The following is a 20,652-nucleotide window of genomic DNA, read 5'->3' as shown; positions in this document are numbered from 1 at the left end:
AAACATATAAAACCGATTCCTAATCCGATCCGATACATGGTTCAATTCCTCGTCAGAAACTTCGATTTCTCTCGGAAAAGGTTACTTTATGAGTTAAATTATTATATTGTTCTAGTTGTAAAGCTCAAACATTATTCCAAACACCTGTTCGGTTCTTCTCCTTTGTTCGCATTACAAACCAAAGTTATCAATCCAAAAACAAAGCGATCGGGTAATACTTGACACAAGCTTAATAAAGCAGTACACCTAATACCTCTAAGCGACAGGGAGTGTACAAATGATTCAAGGAAACTATTTCCAGGATAATGCCGACTTACAAACTCATTTTGATAATCTTATAGATTGGAAGGAGATCGTAGCAGCATACGAAGGCGATTTCCATGACGCCGCCAAATACAAGCAGACGAACGACGAAAGATATGCATATGCACCTTCTAGTGTCCAGGAAGCGATAGATTATTATAAATCTACCGTGGACGCATTGGGAGAAATTATGGGAGACTTCGTGGCTCCTCGTAGTAAGGAAATGGACCAAACCGGTTTAAAATATGAGAACGGCAAGGTCACCTTCCCAAAAGCACAAGAAGAATGTTATAAAACCTTAAAGGATGCAGGTCTTATGCCTATTTCCATCTCCAGAAAATACGGAGGTTTGGGTCTTCCTGCGACTGTACAATCCATGATGTGTGAGATAGCTGCCAGAGCAGATGCAGCATTCTGTCTAGCATACGGAAATATTAATATAGTCGAGATCATGGAAAGATATGCTTCCGACGAAATGTGCAACGAATGGTTGCCTCAGATCGCCGCAGGAAAGTTCAGCGCTGCCATGGCTTTGACCGAACCAAATTACGGTTCCGATCTACCTAATGTGCAAACCAGAGCGACTCAAGATCCGGATGGGATATGGAGGATTAACGGGGCAAAACGTTTTATTACTCATGCCTGCGGTTATGTGGATTCTCCTTCCGTAATTCTTACGTTAGCAAGAACAGGAAGCCCTGAGAGTGGAGCAAGAGGACTTTCTTTCTTCTTAGTACAGGGAAAAGACGTTCATGTAGCAGGGATTGAACATAAAATGGGATTACATTGTTCACCTACTTGCGAAGTAGTCTTTGAAAATTCTCCAGGAGTGCTCATCGGAAAAACAGGTTACGGTCTTGTAAAATATTCCATGGGGATGATGAATGCTGCGAGACTTACGATCGCAACCCAATCCTTAGGGATCGGAACTGCCGCCTATTTCGAAGCAAAAAAATACGCGTCAGAAAGGATACAATTCGGCAAACCTATAGAGAAAATCCCTGCAGTCCGAAAAATTTTGGACAAGATGGAAAGGGAAATTTTGGCCACAAGATGTCTAGTTTCCGAAACAGGAAGAACTATCGATCTCTATCATTGGAAAAAAGAAAGAATGCTCAAAGAAGAAGGTAAGAGCGAGAGAGATGTAAACCAAGACGAGACTATCCGTCGTTGGGAAAAACTCGCAGACTTATTCACTCCGATGAGCAAATATTACGCCTCCGAAGGTTGCGTGGCTCTTGCATCCGACGCGATACAGATCCATGGCGGAAGTGGATACACCGAAGATTACGATGTGGCAAGGATCTACAGAGACAGTAGGATCACCACAATCTACGAAGGCACCACTCAATTGCAGATCGTAGCGGCAATCGGAGGAGTGGTCTCCGGGATGGCAGCAAGCGGACATCTAAGGGCTTACGCAGAAGAAGAAATGTCCAAATTTTCTCCTTCTACAGATCTAAGATCTCTTTGGGAAAAATTGGAACAAGTAGTTCATTCTTACAAATCGATAGGAGACAGTTTTACAAAAGACGAACTCGCTTTCGAAACCGTGGAGATCGCAGCTAGATTCGTGGCAGGGATGTTGTTAGAAAAATCCCTTACTCAAGTAGATGGGGATCTGAAAAAACAAAGGATCAAACATTCACAAGATTATAATATAGATTCCTTAGCTATCGCAGAAGGAAATCTATTGCGTCTAGAAAGAGCGAACAGGCAAGCTGCAGCGGCTGTATAAAAAATAACGGCCGGCAATCGTCGGCCGTTTGTTTATTCTTCCTTTTTTTCTCCGGGAAGATGAGGAATTTCTCCTATTGCAACTCCAAGAGCAATACGATTTAGAGAATGTTGATGCAACATTTTTCGATAAGTCATCTCTGCATTTAACATTGCTATCTTGGAGGCAATCGCTTCTATCCTACTATTTCTACCGGAACGATAACCGCTCGCCTGGCTTTGAGAAGTTTCTTGAGCGGATACGAAAGCCTTTTGGTAGATCGCTAATATCTTTTGGGAATTCTTAAAACTTTCAAAAGCATTCCGGATCTCCTGAGTAGCAGTTCTTCTAGTTTGAGAAGCAGTTAACTTTGCTTGCTTCTTTGCAGAGTCCGCCGCCTTTAGATCCGCCATTTGAGAGAATGGAGTTAGAGGCATAGTAATCTGTAGCTGAGCAGTGATATCTTTGGAATGAGTCGTGCCGGGATAAGGAAAAGAATAATAATTATTTAATGCGATCGTAGGAGCAAAACCCACCCATGCCTTGTCCTTTTGTGCTTCGGCCACCTTGACACTTTGGTGGGCAGAAAGAACATCGTATCTTCTTGCTAAATATTCTTCAGGCTCCATACCGGTAGGAACCGGCTCCAATTCTGCCTTGAATCCAGCAACAGAGATCGGTTTTTCATAACCAACCATCGTGGCCAATGTGATACGCACTTGCTCCAATTGGAATTTTGCATCCGCAAGAACAGCCTCGGCGTTGGAAAGACTGGTCTCAGAATTAAGAAGATCCGATCTCATGATCCTTCCTACAGCATACATTCTTTTTCTTTCCTGCAAGGAGTCCTGATTCAACTCGTATGCTTCTTGGGAAATTTTCACACTTTCTTCCAATTGTAGAAAGTTGAAATAGGCCTGTGCAATTTCTAAATACATTCGACCTGCTTCATGTTTTGCTTCTAATCTTCTTTGCTCCGCCAAACTTTTGGAGGCTCTATAATCCTGGTAAGAAGATAGTCCCGCGGAGATCGGAATACTAAGTAACAAACGAGAACCTGCTCCAACAGTAGGAGGAAGATTACTTCCGGTACTGGAAGAAGGTAATAAACTGAGAGGATCCCCGCTCTGAATGGCCTTATATGTTTTATAATTATCTACTATAGAAGGCTGCTGTGTATGACCAGGGATCGAATAGAACTTGTTGAAAACATAAGAAAGAGTAGGCATAAAACCTGCGAATGCCTTGTCTTTCTGTGCTAGTGCTTGTTCTGTCGCCTCATTCTTTAAGGCAATCCTTTCCGTTCTTTCTACCGCAAGAATATAAAGATCATCCAAGCCGAATGTTTCTTTCGCGATAGTTTTCTCCACATCTTGCGTAGTGATCCCTGTAATATTTTTTAAACTTTCTTCCACTACTCCGTCTGCGACTTTCACTTCCGGACTGGAAGCGCATTCCCAAAACAGGAGACAAGCAAGAATGAAGAATATTATATTTTTATAATTCTTAAGAGTATCTACGTACTTCATCTTTCTCATTTTCCATAAGATAATAAGCGGCTGGGACGACCACCAAAGTGATCAATGTAGAAACGATCAAACCGCCTAAAATGGTGATCGCCATCGGGATCCTGGTTTCCGCTCCAGGCCCCAAGGCCAAAGCGGGAGGAATAGCAGCCGCAATCGAAGAGAATGTGGTCATGAGGACGGGTCTTAAGCGAACAGGGCACCCGATCCGGATCGCATCCGCAATATTCTTCCCTTCTCCCCTGACATGATTCACAAACTCCACAAGAAGAATGGAGTTTTTCTTAACGAGTCCCAAGAGTAGGATCAATCCGATAAAGCTATACATATTGAAGGACTGGCCGGCTATCCAAAGAGCGATTAACGCACCCGAAAAACTAAAAGGCATGGAAAGAAGAATGTAGAAAGGCTGCTTTAAACTATTGAACTGACTAGCCAAGATCATGAACGACATTACGATCCCTAAGACCAAAGCTCCCGACAAACTGGATTGTGATTCGGAAGCAGTTTTTGCAGAACCGGTAACATCTACATTATACCCTTCCGGGAGCATTTCTCTTGCGATCCGAATTGCTTCGCTGGTAGCCCAGGTTTGTCCTTTTTCTTTCGGTGGGTTCCCGAAAATTTTAATGGATCTATCTCTGTTCACTCTGGTGATATTTTTAAGAGTGTTGGTTGCTTGAAGAACCAGTACATCCTTCAAACGAACGATCTCTCCGTAAGTGTTCCTGACCCCAATATTCGGAATGATGTCCGTATTTTCTCCCATGTTCTTGTCTATCTTGACTCGAACATCGAAACTTCGACCATTCTCGGTAAAACGACTTACATTACGTCCTCCCATCAGAGGCCCGATAGTATTCCCGATATTCGCCATACTCACACCACGGAGTGCAGCCGCTTCTCTGTTTGGTAGAATTTTTACCTCCGGTTGTCCGGAAACATAGTCTGTGTCTATATCCAAAATCGTTTTAGAAGAATCTAATTTTTCACGGATAGAATCGGAAAGTTTCGCAAGTGTGGCCCAATCAGGTCCTGTCAAAACCAACTCGACGGGATAACCTCTTCCCGCGCTGAAACCTCTTTGGGAAAGATCTTGGACGGAAAACTTTGCTTCCGGCACAAGTTCTTTCAGATCTTTTCTGAATTCTATGAAAACTTCCGACTGAGTGATCTCACTTCCCGTTTTTTTACTCTTAGGACGGTTTCCCATATCCTTCATGGTAACAAAGAACATTCCGGTATTGGATTCGGTGCCTCCCATTCCTCCAATATTGCTCATATATTTTTCCACAATAGGACGAGAGCTGAGATAATTCTCTACCTTCTTCATCGCTTCGTCAGTGCGAATGATAGAAGAACCGATAGGCATTTTTGCTCGAACGATAAACCTTCCCATATCCTGAGGAGGAATGAACTCCTTTTTGAGTAAGAATAAAAAGATAAGAGAAAATGCAAAAAATAGAATAGAAGAGACAATCACTGTTCCGGGTTTACGTATTACAAATTCTAAAACTCTACCGTAAACTCTCTCGGAGAACTGAAGGAAGTTCTCTATCACAGGATCCATTCTTTTGAAAAAAGAAAAACGATCCGCGCTGTTCTTTAGTTTGGAAAAGAATGTGTCCGCAGGTAAGGTAAAAGGTGACTTCGATTTTTGTTTTTTCTGGGCTTCTTTACTTTCCCTATAACGAGAGGCTCTCATCGGAGTAAAACTCAATGCTTCGAATAGAGAAAGAGCAACCGCTACGGAAACCGTAACTCCGAATTCCAAAAAGTAACGACCTATGATCCCGGACATAAACGCAACCGGAAGGAAGATCGCGATGATCGCAAGTGTGGCAGCTAACGCAGCAAATCTAATCTCGGAGGCACCATCCAAGGATGCCTGGAACCAAGTTTTTCCGGATTCTCTATGCCTACTGATATTCTCCAATACCATGATGGCATCGTCCACGACGATACCCGTTGCCAAAGAAAGACCGAGCAAGGTAAATGTGTTTAATGTAAAACCTGCAAAATACAGTATTAAAAAGGTTCCCATTACGGAAGTAGGGATTGCAAGAAGAACGTTCCAAGTACTGCTCCAATTTCCCAAGAACAATCTACATACAATTCCTGTAAGCACAGCGGAAAGTATAAGAGTAAAAACTAATTCGTGAACTGAATCTCTGATAAAAGTAGTGTTATCATTGGAAATATTCATTTCGAATCCGGGAGGAAGACTCGGCCTAAGCTCTTCTACTTTTTCTTTCACCAAGTCGCCGACTTCTACTGCGTTTGCACCTTTGATTTTTTTGATCCCGAGACCTACAGCTGAGACTCCGTTAAATCTAGAAATTCTTCTGATCTCATCCAGGCCGTCTTCGATCTTAGAGACTTCTCTCAAGCGGACTGGACGGAACATCGCAGCCCCACTTCTGGAGTTGATATATATATTAGAAAATTGTTCTACAGTTGGAACATCTCCAACCGCTCTTAAAGAAACTTCGGAGAGTTTATTCTGCACTCTTCCGGAAGGAACTTCTATATTCTGTTCCGTTAATGTATTGATGATATCGGTGACTGTAAGTTCCGCTCTCAAAAGTCGGATCGGATCCAAGAACACATTGATTGTGCGGTCCACGTAGCCGCCTAGGATGATCTCTCCTACTCCAGGAACTTCTTGAAACTTATCCTTGAGCCTGGTCTTAACGAAGACCATCTTTTCTTGATCGCTTCTATTCGGGGCAGTCAATGCAACCCAGATGATCGGTTGGTCGTCCGGATTGGACTTCATGATGATAGCAGGGTCAAGATCATCAGGAAGTTTATTACTTACCTGAGCAATTTTGGTTTGGATCTCTTGGACTGCGACATCCACGTCCCGTTTGAGCTCCAACTCCACCGTAATCGTTGCAGAACCGTCCGTGGAAACCGAACGAACTTCTACCACACCTTGGACTGTCATAAGAACTTCTTCGATAGGATCGACTACGTCGGTCTCCATGACCTGAGCATTCGCGCCAGTCAAGTTGAGAGTAACGTTCACGATCGGAAAGTCCACGTCCGGCATCTGAGAAAGTCCCATACGAGAGAAGCCTATACTTCCCAGCAGGATGATAGCAGCCATCATCATCCACGCAAAAATCGGATTACGAATAGAAACCTCGGAAAGCTTCAAAGGAACCTCTTTCTATATATATTTGTAGGGAGGAATTTTTGTTTAGTTATAGGACCTGTCTTTTTCGCACAAGTGCCAGATTTTTTCTTGTCCGAAGGATCGGAAAAGGGTACTAAACAGAACTCATGTCGTTTCAATTATTGGATCCCGAAAAAGGAATATTTCTCTCGGAAGCAGGTTCCACGAATACCATCCTAAAAGGAAAGGAATTCCCACCAGGGTCTTGGATCCTAGCGGATTTTCAATCTTCCGGAAGGGGTAGAAAAGGAAAAACCTGGAGTATTTTGGGAAAAGAGCCTTTTATCTTTTCCGGCAAATTTTCCTCTGATTCCAACTTATCTTCACCCGGGCTATTCTCTCTCTATGTTGGAGTCGCGGTCGCTAAGGCGATTTTGGCCGTATATCCTTCTGCCAGCAAAAAAGACCTTAGGATAAAATGGCCGAATGATATCTACCTAAATGGAAAAAAGGTCTGCGGCATATTGATCGAAACGGAAAAAGAAGGAGAAGTTTGGGATTGGATCCTAGGGATAGGGGCCAATCTGTATGGCACTGAAATTCCGGATTATCTAAGCGACGCAGGATTTATCACTGACGATCAAAATGAAAAAGGAAGAAGGAACCGGTTTTTAGAAACATTACTTCCTCTTCTGAACGATGCAGTGTTAGCAATTTCAGATGGAGAAAAAAGAATAGAATTCATAAATGAAAAACTTCTCTGGAAGGGAGAGACCATTGCTTGGACGGAAAGCGGAGAACAAAAAACCGCAACTCTTCTAGGAGTTAATGAAGAAGGAAAATTATTAGCCCGGACCTCGGTCGGAAACATGGTCGAATTCATTGACAGCCCCGAGGATTTTAGGTCCCTGGGATAGAATGATCCTAGTAATCGACGTTGGAAATACCAACACGGTCTTCGGTATTTATAAGAACGGTTCCAAAGAACCGATTTTCCATAGACGAACAGTCACTCGAAGAGATAGAACCTCCGATGAGATGGGGCTTTATCTCAAGGGCTTCCTCCGAGAATTCGAAATAGATAGCGGCCAAATCGTAGGCGGCATCTATTCCTCTGTGGTCCCTCAATTGAATCCGATCATAGAAAGAATGATCCATGATTGGTTCCAAATAGAACCGATCAGAGTTCAATACCAAATGAAGTTGCCTTTCGGGATCAAGTATCCCAGACCTTTTGAGATAGGCGCAGATAGATTGGTAAATGCTGCTGCCGCCGTAAAGGATCATCCAGGAAAATCAATCATCATAGATTTAGGAACAGCTACCACATTTTGCGTAGTGGATGATACTCCTGATTATTTGGGCGGAGTGATCGCACCGGGACTTAAAGGTTCCATGGATGCCTTAACCAGAAACACAGCGCAATTACCTCCGATAGTATTCCAAGCACCTACTAAAATATTAGGAGATTCTACTATAGAGTCCATACAGGCAGGATTTTTCTTTGGATGGATAGGACTTCTGGAAGGGATCATCAAAGAAGTCAGAGCGGCTCACGGAAATGATTACAGAGTGATCGGGACTGGGGGACTTGTAACCACCATCCACGCAGCAAATCCTAAAATTTTCGATAAGATAGAACCCCTACTCACTTTAAGGGGACTGCAAATATTATACGAAGATAATACGAAATGAATCTTCTGATCGTAGGACTGGGAGGATTTTTAGGATCAGTTTGTAGATATATATTATCCCAAACAATCTCGAAAGAATCCGGTTTATTTCCGATTTCCACATTTGCAGTAAACATCCTAGGCTCTCTATTGATCGGAGTATTTTACGGACTATCTCAAGGAAAAATTTCGGAAGAAATTAGACTGTTTGCAACTGTAGGATTTTGCGGAGGATTTACGACCTTCTCCGCTTTCGCTTTAGAAAACCTAAAACTTCTACAATCAGGAAGCTATTTTAGTTTTTTTGCATATATATTGCTTAGCACGACAATTTGTATCACCGCGGTGCTGTTAGGCGTATATCTAAGCAAATAAAAAATCGATCGATTCTATCCTAGGGTTAAGGCAAACGGATCTGCGTTTTTGCGCAAAAGGTAAAAATTTCCGATCCATAGATTCTCCAATATATCACTTTTTTTTAAAAGAGCCGCTCATCGCGAAACCTACATAAGCAGACGCAATAGCATCCCAAGAATCATCATGCCCCGTTAAATTTTCCAGGCCTAAAAGAAGTTTAAGAGCAGCTTTAATATCTTTTTTGTCCGCGATCCCGCTGCCTGTAGTTCCCTTTTTGATTTGGGAAGCAGTCGGCTCGACTACAGGAATATTATGCTCTCCTAATGTTAAAAGAACGACCCCCCTCGCCTCGTAAACCTTAGCGGCAGTCGTTCTATTCTTAGCAAAAAACAATTCTTCGACAGAAGCGAGATCAGGACGATACTCATCCAAGATCGCGTCCAACTGTCTACGAATGGCAATCAAATTAACTGGACTTTTCGTTCCACTTGGAACTTCTATCGTGCCGTACGTAAGAACACGGATTACAGACTTATCTTTCTGAAGAACGGAATATCCTAGACGATGGGACCCAGGGTCTATTCCTAAAATTTTCACCAAAAAGACTCCTGAGTTAAAATCTTACTCTAAGTTGTAGGAACTCCTACCTGGGTAAAAGGGCGCCCCCGCCCGGCATCGGGTGGGGGGAGTGGCTTGTGGGAGAGCCAATTCCCCACTATCATAAATCCTTCCAATCAGCAATAGAATTTTCTCGCGCAAAACCTTGTAGGAATTCCAACAAAATTCTGCCAATCACCGATCTCAAGAAAAGGAAGAAGAAGCCGAAGAAGAAAACCCCCGCGACTTCTAAAAACTCTCAGCCGAATTCTTTTTCTAATTCAGGAGACAGTTCGAAATTGGAGTTCACACCTTGAACATCGTCGTGACCTTCCAAGTTATCGATCAACTTCATTACTTTTTCCGCAGTTTCTTTGTCAGAAACTTCCGCACCGACTAAGGCCACGAATTTGATCTCGGATTCTTCCGACTTGATCCCTTTGTCGGTCAAAGCAGTTTGGACAGCCTCATAATCATCCGGAGAAGTCACTACTCTGAAAACTTCTCCCTCGTTCTGCACATCTTCTGCGCCTGCACCGACCGATAATTCGAATAATTCCTCTTCGGAAATCTGATCGGAAGGAATCACGATGATCCCTTTTCTTTCAAAAAGACGACTAACGCTACCTGTAGTCGCCAATGAGCCGCCCAATTTAGTAAGAATACTTTTGATCTCGGGAGTGGTCCTAGATTTTTTATCTGTTACCGCTTCCACCATGATTGCGGTTCCACCAGGGCCGAAACATTCATAAAGGCATTCTTCGTATACAACGCCTTCCAACTCTCCAGTTCCTTTTTTGATCGCTCGGTCGATATTGTCCTTGGGCATGTTACTTGCCTTTGCCTTCAATACCGCGAGTCGAAGTCTCGGATTGGTGTTAATGTCCCCTCCGCCCATACGAGCCGCAACTGTGATCTCCTTGACCACCTTGGTGAAAATCGCCCCTCTTTTAGAATCGATAGCGTCCTTTTTGCGTTTAATCGTTGCCCACTTACTATGCCCGGACATCGGATTTCCCCTTACATTTAAGAATAGATCGGTTTAAAAAATATATAAGATCAAAAACAGGAAAGCCGGTCAAAAACCGGTCCCACTTTTTCAACAAAACCCGGTTTTTCCAGTCTGTCCATCCTTTTTGGCCTCCCCTCCCGTCGGAGAAATCCAACCCAAAAGCCGGACCTTTATAGCAAATTCGAAACTCCAAAGCCATCACCCTGAAAAAGATAAAAAGTATATTATGAATTCATAAAACGAATGGGCGGCTCCCTCGCAAACAACCGGTAGTGGGTGAGCGAGCCTATAAAGCTCGGGCAGCGCTGCTACGGGAGAGGTCTCTATTTTAGAAAAAGACCTCCCCACCCAATCGTAGCGACCCATAGGGAGCTATATTCCCGAAGGGTCACTGAGCATAGCGAAGTCAAATTTGTAATCAGCACCATAAATTTCACGCCCCACCCTACTTTGGGTGGGGGCCGGACGGTGGTACACAAAAACTTTCGAGCAAACAAATTGTGCCCATATCACAAATCTCTGTAAAAATCAACCGAATTTCATCTCCCTACACCTGTTGGAATTCCAACAGGATTTTCACTTGCAGAATAAATTCTGCATCCTCTTCCGACCTCCCATATTTCGCATAACGTATAACATCTTGTCACTGGATTTATGCTAAAAATCCATGCGTTATTAATAACGGTTGTTTTACATAAAACGATCCATTCGTCCCCCAATGCGATCTCTTTGTCCCTAATAAATTGACTAGTTATAGAACCTAGAGTAAACTCCCGCTTATGCGAATCCTAATCGTAGAAGATGATGTATTGTCCTCTCGCTGTTTGGAAATTTTAGCGAAAGAATTTTTGAATGAAAGGATACAAAGTATCCATGTAGTTTCAGATCCGGAATCAGCAGCAGAATTTATACGCAAAAATCCTTTGGATCTATTATTCTTGGATATAAATCTCCAAGGAGAAACCGGCTTCAAACTTCTGGAAATCGAAAGCAGAAGTTTCTTTCAAACGATCATTGTATCTTCTGAAAGAGATAATGCGGTAAAAGCTTTTGAATTTTCCGTGTTGGATTTCCTACCAAAACCGATCACAAGAGAAAGATTCGGGATCTCCATCCAAAGATATCTTTCATCTCATCCGAATATGTTCTCTCCGAAAGTAATTCCTCTAAAAAAAGAAGAGGGGATCAATTTGATAGAACCGGAGAATATAGTATTCGCAAGATCGGAAAGAAATTACACAAGACTCTTTACTAAAGATGGAAATGTGGAGAAGGTCAGAAAAACCTTGGACCAACTCCAAAAGGATCTGGAAGCATATGGATTCTTCAGGGCCCACCGAAGTTATCTGGTCCGATTGGAAGAAGTCAAAAAGATCTTATTCAAAACACCTACTACCTATCGACTACTTCTCCATACGGACCATAGTATTCCCGTTAGTCGATCCCAAGGAAGTAAACTTCTCTCATTATTCAAAAATTCGAATCATAAGGTATTAGGTCTGCCGTGAAACATTTCTATGTTGCAATTCGATTTAGGACCAAAAACTTTATACTATCTATAAAGAAACATTTTCAGATCTTAAGAGAAGTCAGAAGTAACGAAGAATTCATCCGATCCGCGTACTTTGAAGTCTATCTGATCCTCAGATATCTTTTCCCATTTTTATTCGTTGTTTATATCCCTTTTGCAGTCCTGGATTGGGCTGACTTTCTAAAAAACTCCGGGTATTTTCCCCTCTTAATTTATAACTCTATTTTTATTCCTGGCTGTTTTCTTTTTACAGCTCTTCTAAATTTTCCCATTCTAAAAAGCGAGAAAAGCAGAAGATGGATCGCGATAGCCGGAACCTTATTCTTAACTTCCGCAGGAACAGCGATGAACCTGTTGATCTTCCAATTCGGGACGGATATTTCTTTATTTGCATTCACTCAACTAGGGATCGCAGTGCTTCTTCGCTATCCGGATAAAGCAAAGAAGATCATCTATTTCACAAATTACGCAGTATTCTTCGCGGCAATGTTCTGGTTGGGAAAGAACTCATCTTTTTTGATACAGAATTTTTTCTTCACAATGGTTATGACCATTCTATTGGATCTTATCAGTTTCCTTACCAAGGTGAATTCTTTTCACAAAGAACAATTTATCCGAGATCTGAATCGAAAATTGGTGATGGAGTCTATTAAAAAATCTGAAATTTTAAGAATTGCGATCCATGATCTAAAAAGCCCTGTCACCGGGATCTTAAGTTTGGTAGGACTTTATACAAGAGAACCAAGTCATATATCCCCTTCGAATCGAATCGCTTCTTCTTATGTCGATCCTCCTGAAATTTTAGATCATATCGACAGGACTTCTCGTAAAATCCTAGAATCTATCGAAGACGTTCTATATCTAGCAAGTTCCGGTGACACGGAAACTATCGTGAATCAAACCCAAAAATTAAATCCGGAACTATTATTAAGATCCGTTGCCTGCAATCTAAACTTCTTATTCTCCTCAAAGAATATAAAGATAGAAGATAGTCTCTCAGAGTATAATATTTACTTCCAGGCAAATCCTCAGATATTATACAGAGTATTCGATAATCTATTAAGTAACGCCGCCAAATTCTCTCCTGAAAATTCTGAAATTTCTCTCAAAAGTGAACTAATTTCCAAAACGTTTGAGAAAACCCTAATTATCAAAATAGAAGATTCAGGACCTGGATTCCAACCCGAAGACGAAAAAAACATGTTCAGGGAATTTTCCATTCTCTCCGCAAAACCTACAGGCTCCGAATCCTCCAGTGGGATCGGACTGGCACTGGCTAAAAAATTATTAGATAGAATGGGGATCCGTATTCGCCTAGGTAACTCCGAAACACTCGGAGGAGCCCAGGTAATATTAGAATTTCCGCAATCAAAAGCGAAATAGGGAGTTAAGAACTGGAGGCAAATCAAAATGAAAGATGTGAAGAGAATATGGTTAGGAGGAATAGTATTAGCGTTATCCGTGACGTCATTCTACTGTAGTCCCGACCAAAATACGAACAATACACAGGACCTGGCTTTATTAGGAGGACTTTTAGAAACTCCTGAGAAGGGTGCAGGAAATCTAGCCGGATTAGATAACGCGGATCCGAAAGCGCAAAATGTTTTGGACGATCTAACAAGCGTGGTCTATGGCTCTTACGACGTAGTGTACATTCCGGGTGCTGTATGTAGCAACGGAACACCGTACAAAATATTCGTAGATCGCGCAGATGGGATCTTAGATTGGATCTTAGGATATTCCAGCAGATTATTAGTATACCTAGAGCCTGGAGGAGCTTGTTGGGATTACGAAAGTTGTACCGGGCAAACAGGTATTAGAGGAGCAGCAAATCCGAACGGTATTCCGGATAACCATATGAACTTCGGAGCGTTTATAGATCCGAACGTTCCAGGAGGAAGTCCTAATGCTGTGATCTCTCCGATCATATTAAGAAACCATCCTACTGGACAAAACGTTAAAACTTCCAATTGGAATAAGGTCTTTCTTCCGTACTGCACCGGAGATGTCTACGCTGGTAATAAGGTAGCGACCTATTCCGATCCAACCGGACAGAATCCTCCTATCACTTATCGTCATGTGGGCGCTAAGAATATGGAGCTGGTCATCAATTGGTTGAAAAATAACTTTAATAAGCCGAAAGAGATGCTTGTTTCCGGATGTAGCGCAGGCGGAGCTGGATCTTTGATCAACTATCACTTCATTAGAAAAGCTTTAAGTCCTTCTAAAAGTTATCTATTGAATGATTCGGGACCGATTTTCCCTGCTCCAGGGTTTGGGAACCAATGGCCCCTGCACCAAAAGATCAAAGACGCTTGGAATACGGAGTATTTTATCAGCAAGGCTCAACCTGATTTCCCTTCCATAGATATTCGTGCGGATTACGGAAAGATCAGCGAGGCACTGGCCCAAAAATACCCGAGCGATAAATTGGCGATCACTCTATTCAGAAGAGATGCCAATTATTCCATGTATTCTTATGCAAGATTTTATGGGTTAGATGAGAACAATCCAGCTGATAAAGAATACATCATTTCCACTCTTTGGGGTCAGGACATAGAGAATTTAAAGGCTCAATATGATAGATATCCGAATCTCGAATATTTCATACCATATTACAGAAGTATAAATGATAGCCATTGTACTTCTATCGTGGAATTTACCGGAACGGAGATAGAAAATACCGGAATTACGCTTGGGACCTTCATTAACGATTATCTATTGGGAAGCTCTACTTTCAGAAGTTTCTTCGAAAGTGTGAACCCGAACGATGCAAACGTAACGAATTTCTGGTTCGCGTTAGTTAACCTTTTACTATGATCTCTCGGAAGAAGGCGGTGAATGCCGCCTTCTTCTTTTTTCATTCTTCTTTAAGCCGCTTTTTCTTCTTTTAGCGGAACCACATAACCCCAAAAAAGAGCCATCGCAATTCCTGCAATATACATCCAAATACTGAAGATCGCAGAAGGAAGAGCCACCTTAGGACCAAAAAACTGGATCGCAAGAGTCATACCCAGAGTGGTATTCTGGATCGCAACTTCGATAGAGATCGTTCTCGCCTGCTTCTCCGCAATCCCCAGTACTTTAGGAAAAAGATAACCTGCTAAAAATCCGAAAGTGTTATGAAGAATGACCGCAAGTCCCACTAAAAGGACCATATCTATAAAATTTTCCCGGTTCTTATAAGTTACAAAGGCGACTACAAAAACCAAAAACAGAATGGAGAAAATTTTATAAGGAGTTTCTATCTTCTGAGCGATGTTAGGAAACTTATGTTTTACCGCCATACCGATAGAGATCGGAAGCACAATGATCACAACAACAGTCTTAAGCATTTCAACAAAAGAGATCTGCATCACACTCGACCCGGCAGGATCTAGTAAAGAACCGAAGAATGTAACGATCACTGGAGTCAACAAAGGACAAAGAAGTGTAGAAAGTGCGGTGATCACAACTGCGAGAGCCACATCTCCTTTTGCTAAATAATTGACCAAATTAGAAGTTGTTCCGCTAGGACAAGATCCCACGAGAATGACGCCTAACGCGAGTTCGTATTCCAAACCTAAGATCAAAACAACTGCATATGCAGCCAAAGGCATGATCACGAAATGGCCCAAGGTACCGACCAAGGTTTGGAGAGGAGTTGTAAAAATCCGTTTGAAGTCCCCGATTGCCAGCCCGAAACCCATTCCGAGCATTACGATTGCCAAAAGAGCCGGAAGAAGCCCCTTTTCGACTGCACCTAGTTGCATGATTCACTCCTTAACATAACACCTGTTTTATTATTTTTATATCCGAGAATGATCACGGATTTTCTTTCCGGAACCGTATCTTACTGGCCGGAAAGCCCTTGAGTGAAAAGCTTTTTTTCTCTCCGATCCGAGCGACTTTCTACTCCCAAAACCTTAAAGTTTAAATCAAATCGTCAAAGGGATCCGATCCGGTATTTTGGTTGCTGAAAGGTTCCGAATCCAAACTGACCCATTTAGTTTGACATAAAACTATATGCTTTCAAAAAAAGGGCATTCTTATACAACTGGAGGGAAGAATGTGCACTTTATCCTTCTCCGTTTCCGAAGCTGGCCTTTTCAAAAAAATATTAGAAAAATGGAAACTGTTTAAATTTAATAAAATGATCCGCAAAAATTGGCCTGTCTATCATAGGCTCGGCTCCAGATTCGAATTTGTATCCGAAGATCTTTTAAAACTAAGAGTAAGATTCCCTTTTAACAATAAAACCAAAGGTTATAATGGGCTTCATTTTGGCGGCGCGATTTACGCATTCGTAGATCCATTGTATGTGTATTCTATTTCAGAGAACTTAGGTCCGGAGTTTCTTGTTTTGGACACAAAAGCGGAGATAGATTTTCTAAAAGCAAGTAATCAGGATCTAATCGTAGAAACGGAAATTTCTCCCGAAGATATAGGATCCATCAAAGAAGAATGTAATAATAAAAAGAAAACGACCCGGATCTATTCAATAGAGATCTTAGATCCGGGTCGGCAGAAAATTGCCATCGTCAAAAAGACAATTTATATTAGGAAACTGAATCCTTCTTTTCCCATAACTTCAAGACTATAAATCCTGAGATTACTCCAAATATAAGGAAAACGCCACCTAACGTATATTTCAATTGTAGAACATAACCAATTCCGAAAAGCCAAGCGTACAAGGAAAATATCGCTAATAACCAGATCCGAACTCTATAATAGAATTTTTTGCGAGCGGAAACTCCGCCCCATTTCCCCCAGAAACCGAATGGTTGCAGTTTAGCCACAAAGGTATCTAATACTTTGTCCGGAACGGGAGCAGTCAAAAAAGTCACTAAAATAGAAACAATCACACTTCCCAATGCAGTGAAGAACAGTAGATAGTCTGCATTTACGTCCGGATATGCTTTATATAAAATCAATGAAAGAACTAGAGCAGTTCCCATTCCGGACAATTCGGTCCAAGCGTTTGTCCTCCACCAGATCCATCTTAATATCTGAGGCAAACCCAGACCGGAAGCCATCGCTAAGAAAAACTTCCAAGCGGATGCAATAGAATTCATCTGAGTTGCAACTAAGATAGCAATCCCTGCCATTAAGACTACTGCGATCCTTCCTGCGATTACAGTTTCTTTATTCCCTGCATTCGGTTTTAAGAATCTTAAATATAGATCGTTCACCAAATAACTGGCACCCCAGTTGATATGTGTATCTGCGGTAGACATGAATGCGGCCATCAAGCTCACGAATACTAATCCCAAACATCCTGCAGGCAAAACGATCTTCATGAGCACCGGATATGCGATCTCTCTGTCGGATTGAACGACCACACCTTCTGGCTGGAATAAGTCCGCGTCTTGCAAAGGGAATACGACCAAACAAACCAATCCTGTTAAAACCCAAGGCCAGGTGCGCAGAATAAAATTAGCGATATTAAACCAAAGAGAACCTAATTCCGCGTCCTTAGGAGTTTTTGCGGTATGTAACCTTTGGGCCAAATATCCTGATCCGTCGGAATGGTATTGGATCCACCATTGTACTCCGATGAATATTAGAAAAACTTGAAGAGGAAGTCCATGTTCATCTTCTCCTATCCTTGGCCAAAAAGAAATAATGGATTCGGATCTTCCCGGATACAGAATCTCTAATTTGGAATACAGGCCTTCTAAGCCGCCCACATACTGGATTGCGAAGATCGCAAATACGATCGCGCCTCCTATTCCCAAAGCAAATTGAAATAAGTCCGTAAAGATCACACCTTGGATCCCGCCCATACTGCTATAAAACACTACGACTGAGAAAAGGATCAGAACAGTAACTGTAGTATTCAAATCTCCTAATATTAGAAAGCTCGGCCAAGCTTCTGAGATCGATCCGAATACTTCTGCACCAAGCAATACATTCCAATCCAAGAAGGGAGCAGTGATCTTGGACATCGCCTTAAAGACCCAACCCAATATGATCGAATTAAAAAGAATACTTAAGAAAAAAGCCTTAGAAGCTCTGAGTATTGCGGCGCCTGTTCCGGAGTATCGTAATTCTACGAATTCTACGTCCGTAAGAACTTCTGCCCTTCGCCAAGAGGCCGCGAAGAATACCGTAATGATCAAATAGCCGATTGCCCAACTCCACCAGAGCCAGTTTCCGCCGACTCCGTCCAAGGCAACCATTCCTGTAATGACCAAAGGAGTGTCCGCGGCAAATGTGGTCGCTACCATGGAAGTTCCAAGCCACCACCAAGGTAGTTTTCTATCCGCGACAAAATAGGAACTCAAACTTTCTCCGGCCTTAGAGGAAAGAAGAAGCCCGGCCGAAAAAGCGAAAATGATATAAGCTAAGATCAGATACCAATCAATAGGAGAAAAAATGGGGCCCCCCTTCTCCCAAAGAAGGGAGAACTCTCCATAAAGATCGGCCGACTTTCCTTGAAAACAAGGATTCTTTCCCTTGCTTCTTATTTGATTTCTCTTGATCCCCTCTCCGAGCCCAAAAAGATGGTAGGCAGCGATGGCAAACATAATCGTCCAAAAGTATGGGGGAACATCTGTAGGATCTCCTGATCGCATCCGGAACGTAGCCGGTAGAATCAAACGTTATCATGAAGAAGGCAACCATGTTGTCGTAGTCGTTTCCGCAATGGGGCATACGACTGACGAGTTGGTGGATCTTGCAGATAAGATCACAAAAAATCCTCCTAAGAGAGAGATGGACATGTTATTGTCCACAGGCGAGCAGGTCTCTATTTCTCTTTTAGCAATGGCTCTCTGGGATATGGGAGTTCCTGCAAAATCGTTCACTGGTTCTCAGATCAAGATGATCACCGACGGGAACTTCTCCAATGCAAAGATCCAAGGAGTGGATCGTTCTAGAATCGATGCAGCATTAAATGAAGGAAGCGTTGTGATCGTAGCCGGATTCCAAGGGATAGACCAAAACGAGAACATCACTACCTTGGGAAGAGGCGGTTCGGATACTTCTGCGGTAGCGTTAGCCGCTGTGCTTGGCGCAAAAGAATGTGAAATTTATACGGATGTAGACGGGGTATATACTGCTGACCCAAGAGTGGTTCCCCAGGCCACGAAACATTCTCAAATCACTTATGAGGAAATGTTGGAACTTGCAAGCCTAGGTGCAGGGGTTCTTCATTCCAGAAGTGTGGAGTTGGGAATGAACTATGATGTGGTCATTCATGTACGTTCCAGCTTTAATAATAATCCGGGGACTTTGGTTGTAAACGAGGACAAAATTATGGAAAAATTGAAAGTAAGCGGAGTTACCGCAAAAAACGACCAAGCCAGAATTACAATCGCAGATGTTCCTGATAAACCTGGACTTGCAGCAGTTCTATTTGGAGACTTAAGTTCCAAAGATATTCTTGTGGATGTGATCGTTCAATCTTCTCCTTATAACGGAAGAAACACCATCTCCTTTACCGTTCCTAAAAAAGACCTGGGCCTGGCCCTTCCTATTCTGGAATCCTTCTCTAATTCCCAAGGCGCCAAAAAGCCTGAGATCAATGAAGAGATCTCTATCGTTTCTGCAGTGGGGATCGGAATGAAATCTCATGTAGGAGTGGCTGCTCAGATGTTCAAAGCTTTGGCGGAAAAAGAGATCAATATCGAAATGATCTCCACTTCAGAGATCAAAATCTCCTGCGTAATTCCAAGAATTCATGCAGAAACTGCCGTAAACAAGATCCACGAGACCTTCGGGCTTTCGAAAAACAGTTGAACAAGAGAGGATCGGGAGCATCCTTTTCCCTGTGTTAGGAATTTTTCCCGGATCCTCGGTTTCATTTTCGCGTAAAATCGCCTTATTCTCCGGTATAGTTTCTCTAAGTGTATTCACTTCAGAGATCCGTCCCGCCGAATCCTTAAATAAGATCATTGCAACCGTTGGAAACCAATCCATCAGCGAATTGGATTTCGACGATGCTCAAGATAAATACCAAAAACTTTCCAATACCAAGTACCTCAAAAATGAGGACATGAGAAAATCTCTCCGCACCAGGATTATAGACTTCCTGATCGATAGAGCCGTAGTAGATTCTATCGCAGAAGACGAATCCATTCAGGTGAACGAAAAAAGACTAGAGAGCGAGATCGAAAAAAGAATGGAGTTTATGGGGATCACTTCCCGCAAACAATTCGAAAAGGCGGTCGAGTCCAGTTCCGGAATGTCTTACGAGTTATGGTATACTGAACTTCCTTACCAGATCAAAAAAACGCAGCTTATGCAATACAAGGTGCCAAACCACCCTCCTTCGGATAAGGATATCCGCGCTTGGTATGCTCAGAACAGAGAAAAAGTAGGATTCGAAGTCCAATACAGACAGATCGCAATTGCTCCTAATAATGATTCCATTACGGAAGAATCCAGGATACATAAAGAAGCAAGTGAGATCAAAAAAAGCGTTTTATCCGATCCAGCTTCCTTCGGTTTGGTCGCAGGTTCTCCCAGAAACACCGACGCAGGCTTAAGAGCCAGAAAAGGACTTATCGATTGGATCTCTTCATTCGAATTATATAAAACTAACCGTTCCGTTGCAGTGGCATTATCCACAATACCTGTTGGTTCCGTTTCGGAAGTTTTCAGAGACGAAAGAAAACGTTATTGTATCGTCAAGGTAGAAGGTAAAAGGCCCACTCCTTTGGAAAACGTACGCCAAGGTATTGTCAATCTTCTCAGCCGGGAAAAAGAAGACGAAAATTTTATGAAATGGGTAAGAGAATCCAGGTCAACCGTGCCGATACAGATCTTCGACGAAATATATAAAAAAGAGAATAAGATCCCGGACCAACAAGAGACCTTTACCTTGGATTAA

General features: G+C 42.4%; 16 protein-coding genes. 10 read left to right on the top strand and 6 right to left on the bottom strand.

Annotated elements, in window-relative coordinates; translation table 11 throughout:
• Window positions 1-277: 277 nt before the first annotated feature.
• Entirely contained in the window at window positions 278-2,041 is a 1,764-nt protein-coding gene (locus LPTSP_RS16515) for an acyl-CoA dehydrogenase family protein (protein WP_108929746.1), read from the top strand.
• Window positions 2,042-2,073: 32 nt separating this feature from the next.
• On the opposite strand, the gene LPTSP_RS16510 is transcribed toward LPTSP_RS16515, so the two are convergent.
• A complete protein-coding gene (locus LPTSP_RS16510) occupies window positions 2,074-3,549 on the bottom strand; it encodes a TolC family protein (protein ID WP_108929961.1) in 1,476 nt (491 codons plus the stop codon).
• On the bottom strand, window positions 3,527-6,664 hold the full coding sequence (locus LPTSP_RS16505) for an efflux RND transporter permease subunit (RefSeq protein WP_245915625.1): 3,138 nt from the start codon (window positions 6,662-6,664) through the stop codon (window positions 3,527-3,529). The genes LPTSP_RS16510 and LPTSP_RS16505 overlap by 23 nt, the downstream gene beginning before the upstream one ends.
• A gap of 170 nt (window positions 6,665-6,834) precedes the next feature.
• Here LPTSP_RS16505 and LPTSP_RS16500 point away from each other — a divergent pair, with 170 nt between their 5' ends.
• From LPTSP_RS16500 to crcB, 3 genes are read left to right on the top strand one after another with little or no spacing between them, the layout of a single operon-like run.
• On the top strand, window positions 6,835-7,584 hold the full coding sequence (locus tag LPTSP_RS16500; RefSeq protein WP_108929744.1) for a biotin--[acetyl-CoA-carboxylase] ligase: 750 nt from the start codon (window positions 6,835-6,837) through the stop codon (window positions 7,582-7,584).
• A gap of 1 nt (window position 7,585) precedes the next feature.
• Complete coding sequence (locus LPTSP_RS16495) at window positions 7,586-8,362, top strand: type III pantothenate kinase (RefSeq protein WP_108929743.1); 777 nt, start codon at window positions 7,586-7,588, stop codon at window positions 8,360-8,362.
• Window positions 8,359-8,715, top strand: coding sequence for a fluoride efflux transporter CrcB (crcB, locus tag LPTSP_RS16490; RefSeq protein ID WP_108929742.1), 357 nt, complete (start codon window positions 8,359-8,361; stop codon window positions 8,713-8,715). The genes LPTSP_RS16495 and crcB overlap by 4 nt, the downstream gene beginning before the upstream one ends.
• A 93-nt stretch (window positions 8,716-8,808) precedes the next feature.
• Here the strand turns inward: crcB and LPTSP_RS16485 are convergent, their stop codons facing one another.
• Complete coding sequence (locus tag LPTSP_RS16485; RefSeq protein WP_108929741.1) at window positions 8,809-9,294, bottom strand: crossover junction endodeoxyribonuclease RuvC; 486 nt, start codon at window positions 9,292-9,294, stop codon at window positions 8,809-8,811.
• Window positions 9,295-9,553: 259 nt separating this feature from the next.
• Window positions 9,554-10,303, bottom strand: coding sequence for a YebC/PmpR family DNA-binding transcriptional regulator (locus LPTSP_RS16480; protein ID WP_108929740.1), 750 nt, complete (start codon window positions 10,301-10,303; stop codon window positions 9,554-9,556).
• A 782-nt stretch (window positions 10,304-11,085) separates the two neighbouring features.
• Between LPTSP_RS16480 and LPTSP_RS16470 the strand changes: the two genes are divergently transcribed.
• The 3 genes from LPTSP_RS16470 to LPTSP_RS16460 are packed head-to-tail and all read left to right on the top strand — an operon-like array spanning window position 11,086 to window position 14,657.
• Window positions 11,086-11,814, top strand: coding sequence for a LytR/AlgR family response regulator transcription factor (locus LPTSP_RS16470; protein WP_108929738.1), 729 nt, complete (start codon window positions 11,086-11,088; stop codon window positions 11,812-11,814).
• A complete protein-coding gene (locus tag LPTSP_RS16465) occupies window positions 11,811-13,220 on the top strand; it encodes a sensor histidine kinase (protein WP_108929737.1) in 1,410 nt (469 codons plus the stop codon). The genes LPTSP_RS16470 and LPTSP_RS16465 overlap by 4 nt, the downstream gene beginning before the upstream one ends.
• A 27-nt stretch (window positions 13,221-13,247) precedes the next feature.
• Window positions 13,248-14,657 carry a pectin acetylesterase-family hydrolase gene (locus tag LPTSP_RS16460; protein ID WP_108929736.1) on the top strand — a complete coding sequence of 470 codons (1,410 nt, stop codon included), beginning with the start codon at window positions 13,248-13,250 and terminating at the stop codon, window positions 14,655-14,657.
• Between the two features lie 50 nt (window positions 14,658-14,707).
• Here LPTSP_RS16460 and LPTSP_RS16455 read toward each other — a convergent pair whose 3' ends face one another.
• On the bottom strand, window positions 14,708-15,589 hold the full coding sequence (locus tag LPTSP_RS16455) for a bile acid:sodium symporter family protein (protein ID WP_108929735.1): 882 nt from the start codon (window positions 15,587-15,589) through the stop codon (window positions 14,708-14,710).
• A 296-nt stretch (window positions 15,590-15,885) separates the two neighbouring features.
• On the opposite strand from LPTSP_RS16455, the gene LPTSP_RS16450 reads away from it, so the two are divergent.
• Complete coding sequence (locus tag LPTSP_RS16450) at window positions 15,886-16,419, top strand: PaaI family thioesterase (RefSeq protein WP_108929734.1); 534 nt, start codon at window positions 15,886-15,888, stop codon at window positions 16,417-16,419.
• On the opposite strand, the gene LPTSP_RS16445 is transcribed toward LPTSP_RS16450, so the two are convergent.
• On the bottom strand, window positions 16,376-18,196 hold the full coding sequence (locus tag LPTSP_RS16445) for a sodium:solute symporter family protein (RefSeq protein ID WP_174704495.1): 1,821 nt from the start codon (window positions 18,194-18,196) through the stop codon (window positions 16,376-16,378). The two genes, LPTSP_RS16450 and LPTSP_RS16445, sit on opposite strands and share 44 nt — an antisense overlap.
• A gap of 139 nt (window positions 18,197-18,335) precedes the next feature.
• On the opposite strand from LPTSP_RS16445, the gene LPTSP_RS16440 reads away from it, so the two are divergent.
• Together LPTSP_RS16440 and LPTSP_RS16435 are read left to right on the top strand one after the other, a co-directional pair.
• On the top strand, window positions 18,336-19,559 hold the full coding sequence (locus LPTSP_RS16440; RefSeq protein WP_108929733.1) for an aspartate kinase: 1,224 nt from the start codon (window positions 18,336-18,338) through the stop codon (window positions 19,557-19,559).
• Between the two features lie 76 nt (window positions 19,560-19,635).
• Entirely contained in the window at window positions 19,636-20,652 is a 1,017-nt protein-coding gene (locus LPTSP_RS16435; protein WP_245915624.1) for a putative peptidyl-prolyl cis-trans isomerase, read from the top strand.

This window comes from Leptospira johnsonii (genome assembly GCF_003112675.1).
Taxonomy (GTDB): Bacteria; Spirochaetota; Leptospiria; order Leptospirales; family Leptospiraceae; genus Leptospira_B; species Leptospira_B johnsonii.
This window is presented reverse-complemented; position numbering and strand designations above follow the sequence as displayed.

What these genes read in the sequence shown, in the direction of transcription:
- LPTSP_RS16510 (WP_108929961.1), bottom strand. Translation starts at nt 3,549, where the DNA reads ATGAAGTACGTAGATACTCTTAAGAATTATAAAAATATAATATTCTTC.
- LPTSP_RS16495 (WP_108929743.1), top strand. Translation starts at nt 7,586, where the DNA reads ATGATCCTAGTAATCGACGTTGGAAATACCAACACGGTCTTCGGTATT.
- LPTSP_RS16515 (WP_108929746.1), top strand. Translation starts at nt 278, where the DNA reads ATGATTCAAGGAAACTATTTCCAGGATAATGCCGACTTACAAACTCAT.
- LPTSP_RS16480 (WP_108929740.1), bottom strand. Translation starts at nt 10,303, where the DNA reads ATGTCCGGGCATAGTAAGTGGGCAACGATTAAACGCAAAAAGGACGCT.
- LPTSP_RS16450 (WP_108929734.1), top strand. Translation starts at nt 15,886, where the DNA reads ATGTGCACTTTATCCTTCTCCGTTTCCGAAGCTGGCCTTTTCAAAAAA.
- LPTSP_RS16500 (WP_108929744.1), top strand. Translation starts at nt 6,835, where the DNA reads ATGTCGTTTCAATTATTGGATCCCGAAAAAGGAATATTTCTCTCGGAA.
- LPTSP_RS16470 (WP_108929738.1), top strand. Translation starts at nt 11,086, where the DNA reads ATGCGAATCCTAATCGTAGAAGATGATGTATTGTCCTCTCGCTGTTTG.
- crcB (WP_108929742.1), top strand. Translation starts at nt 8,359, where the DNA reads ATGAATCTTCTGATCGTAGGACTGGGAGGATTTTTAGGATCAGTTTGT.
- LPTSP_RS16440 (WP_108929733.1), top strand. Translation starts at nt 18,336, where the DNA reads ATGGCAAACATAATCGTCCAAAAGTATGGGGGAACATCTGTAGGATCT.
- LPTSP_RS16455 (WP_108929735.1), bottom strand. Translation starts at nt 15,589, where the DNA reads ATGCAACTAGGTGCAGTCGAAAAGGGGCTTCTTCCGGCTCTTTTGGCA.
- LPTSP_RS16460 (WP_108929736.1), top strand. Translation starts at nt 13,248, where the DNA reads ATGAAAGATGTGAAGAGAATATGGTTAGGAGGAATAGTATTAGCGTTA.
- LPTSP_RS16505 (WP_245915625.1), bottom strand. Translation starts at nt 6,664, where the DNA reads ATGATGATGGCTGCTATCATCCTGCTGGGAAGTATAGGCTTCTCTCGT.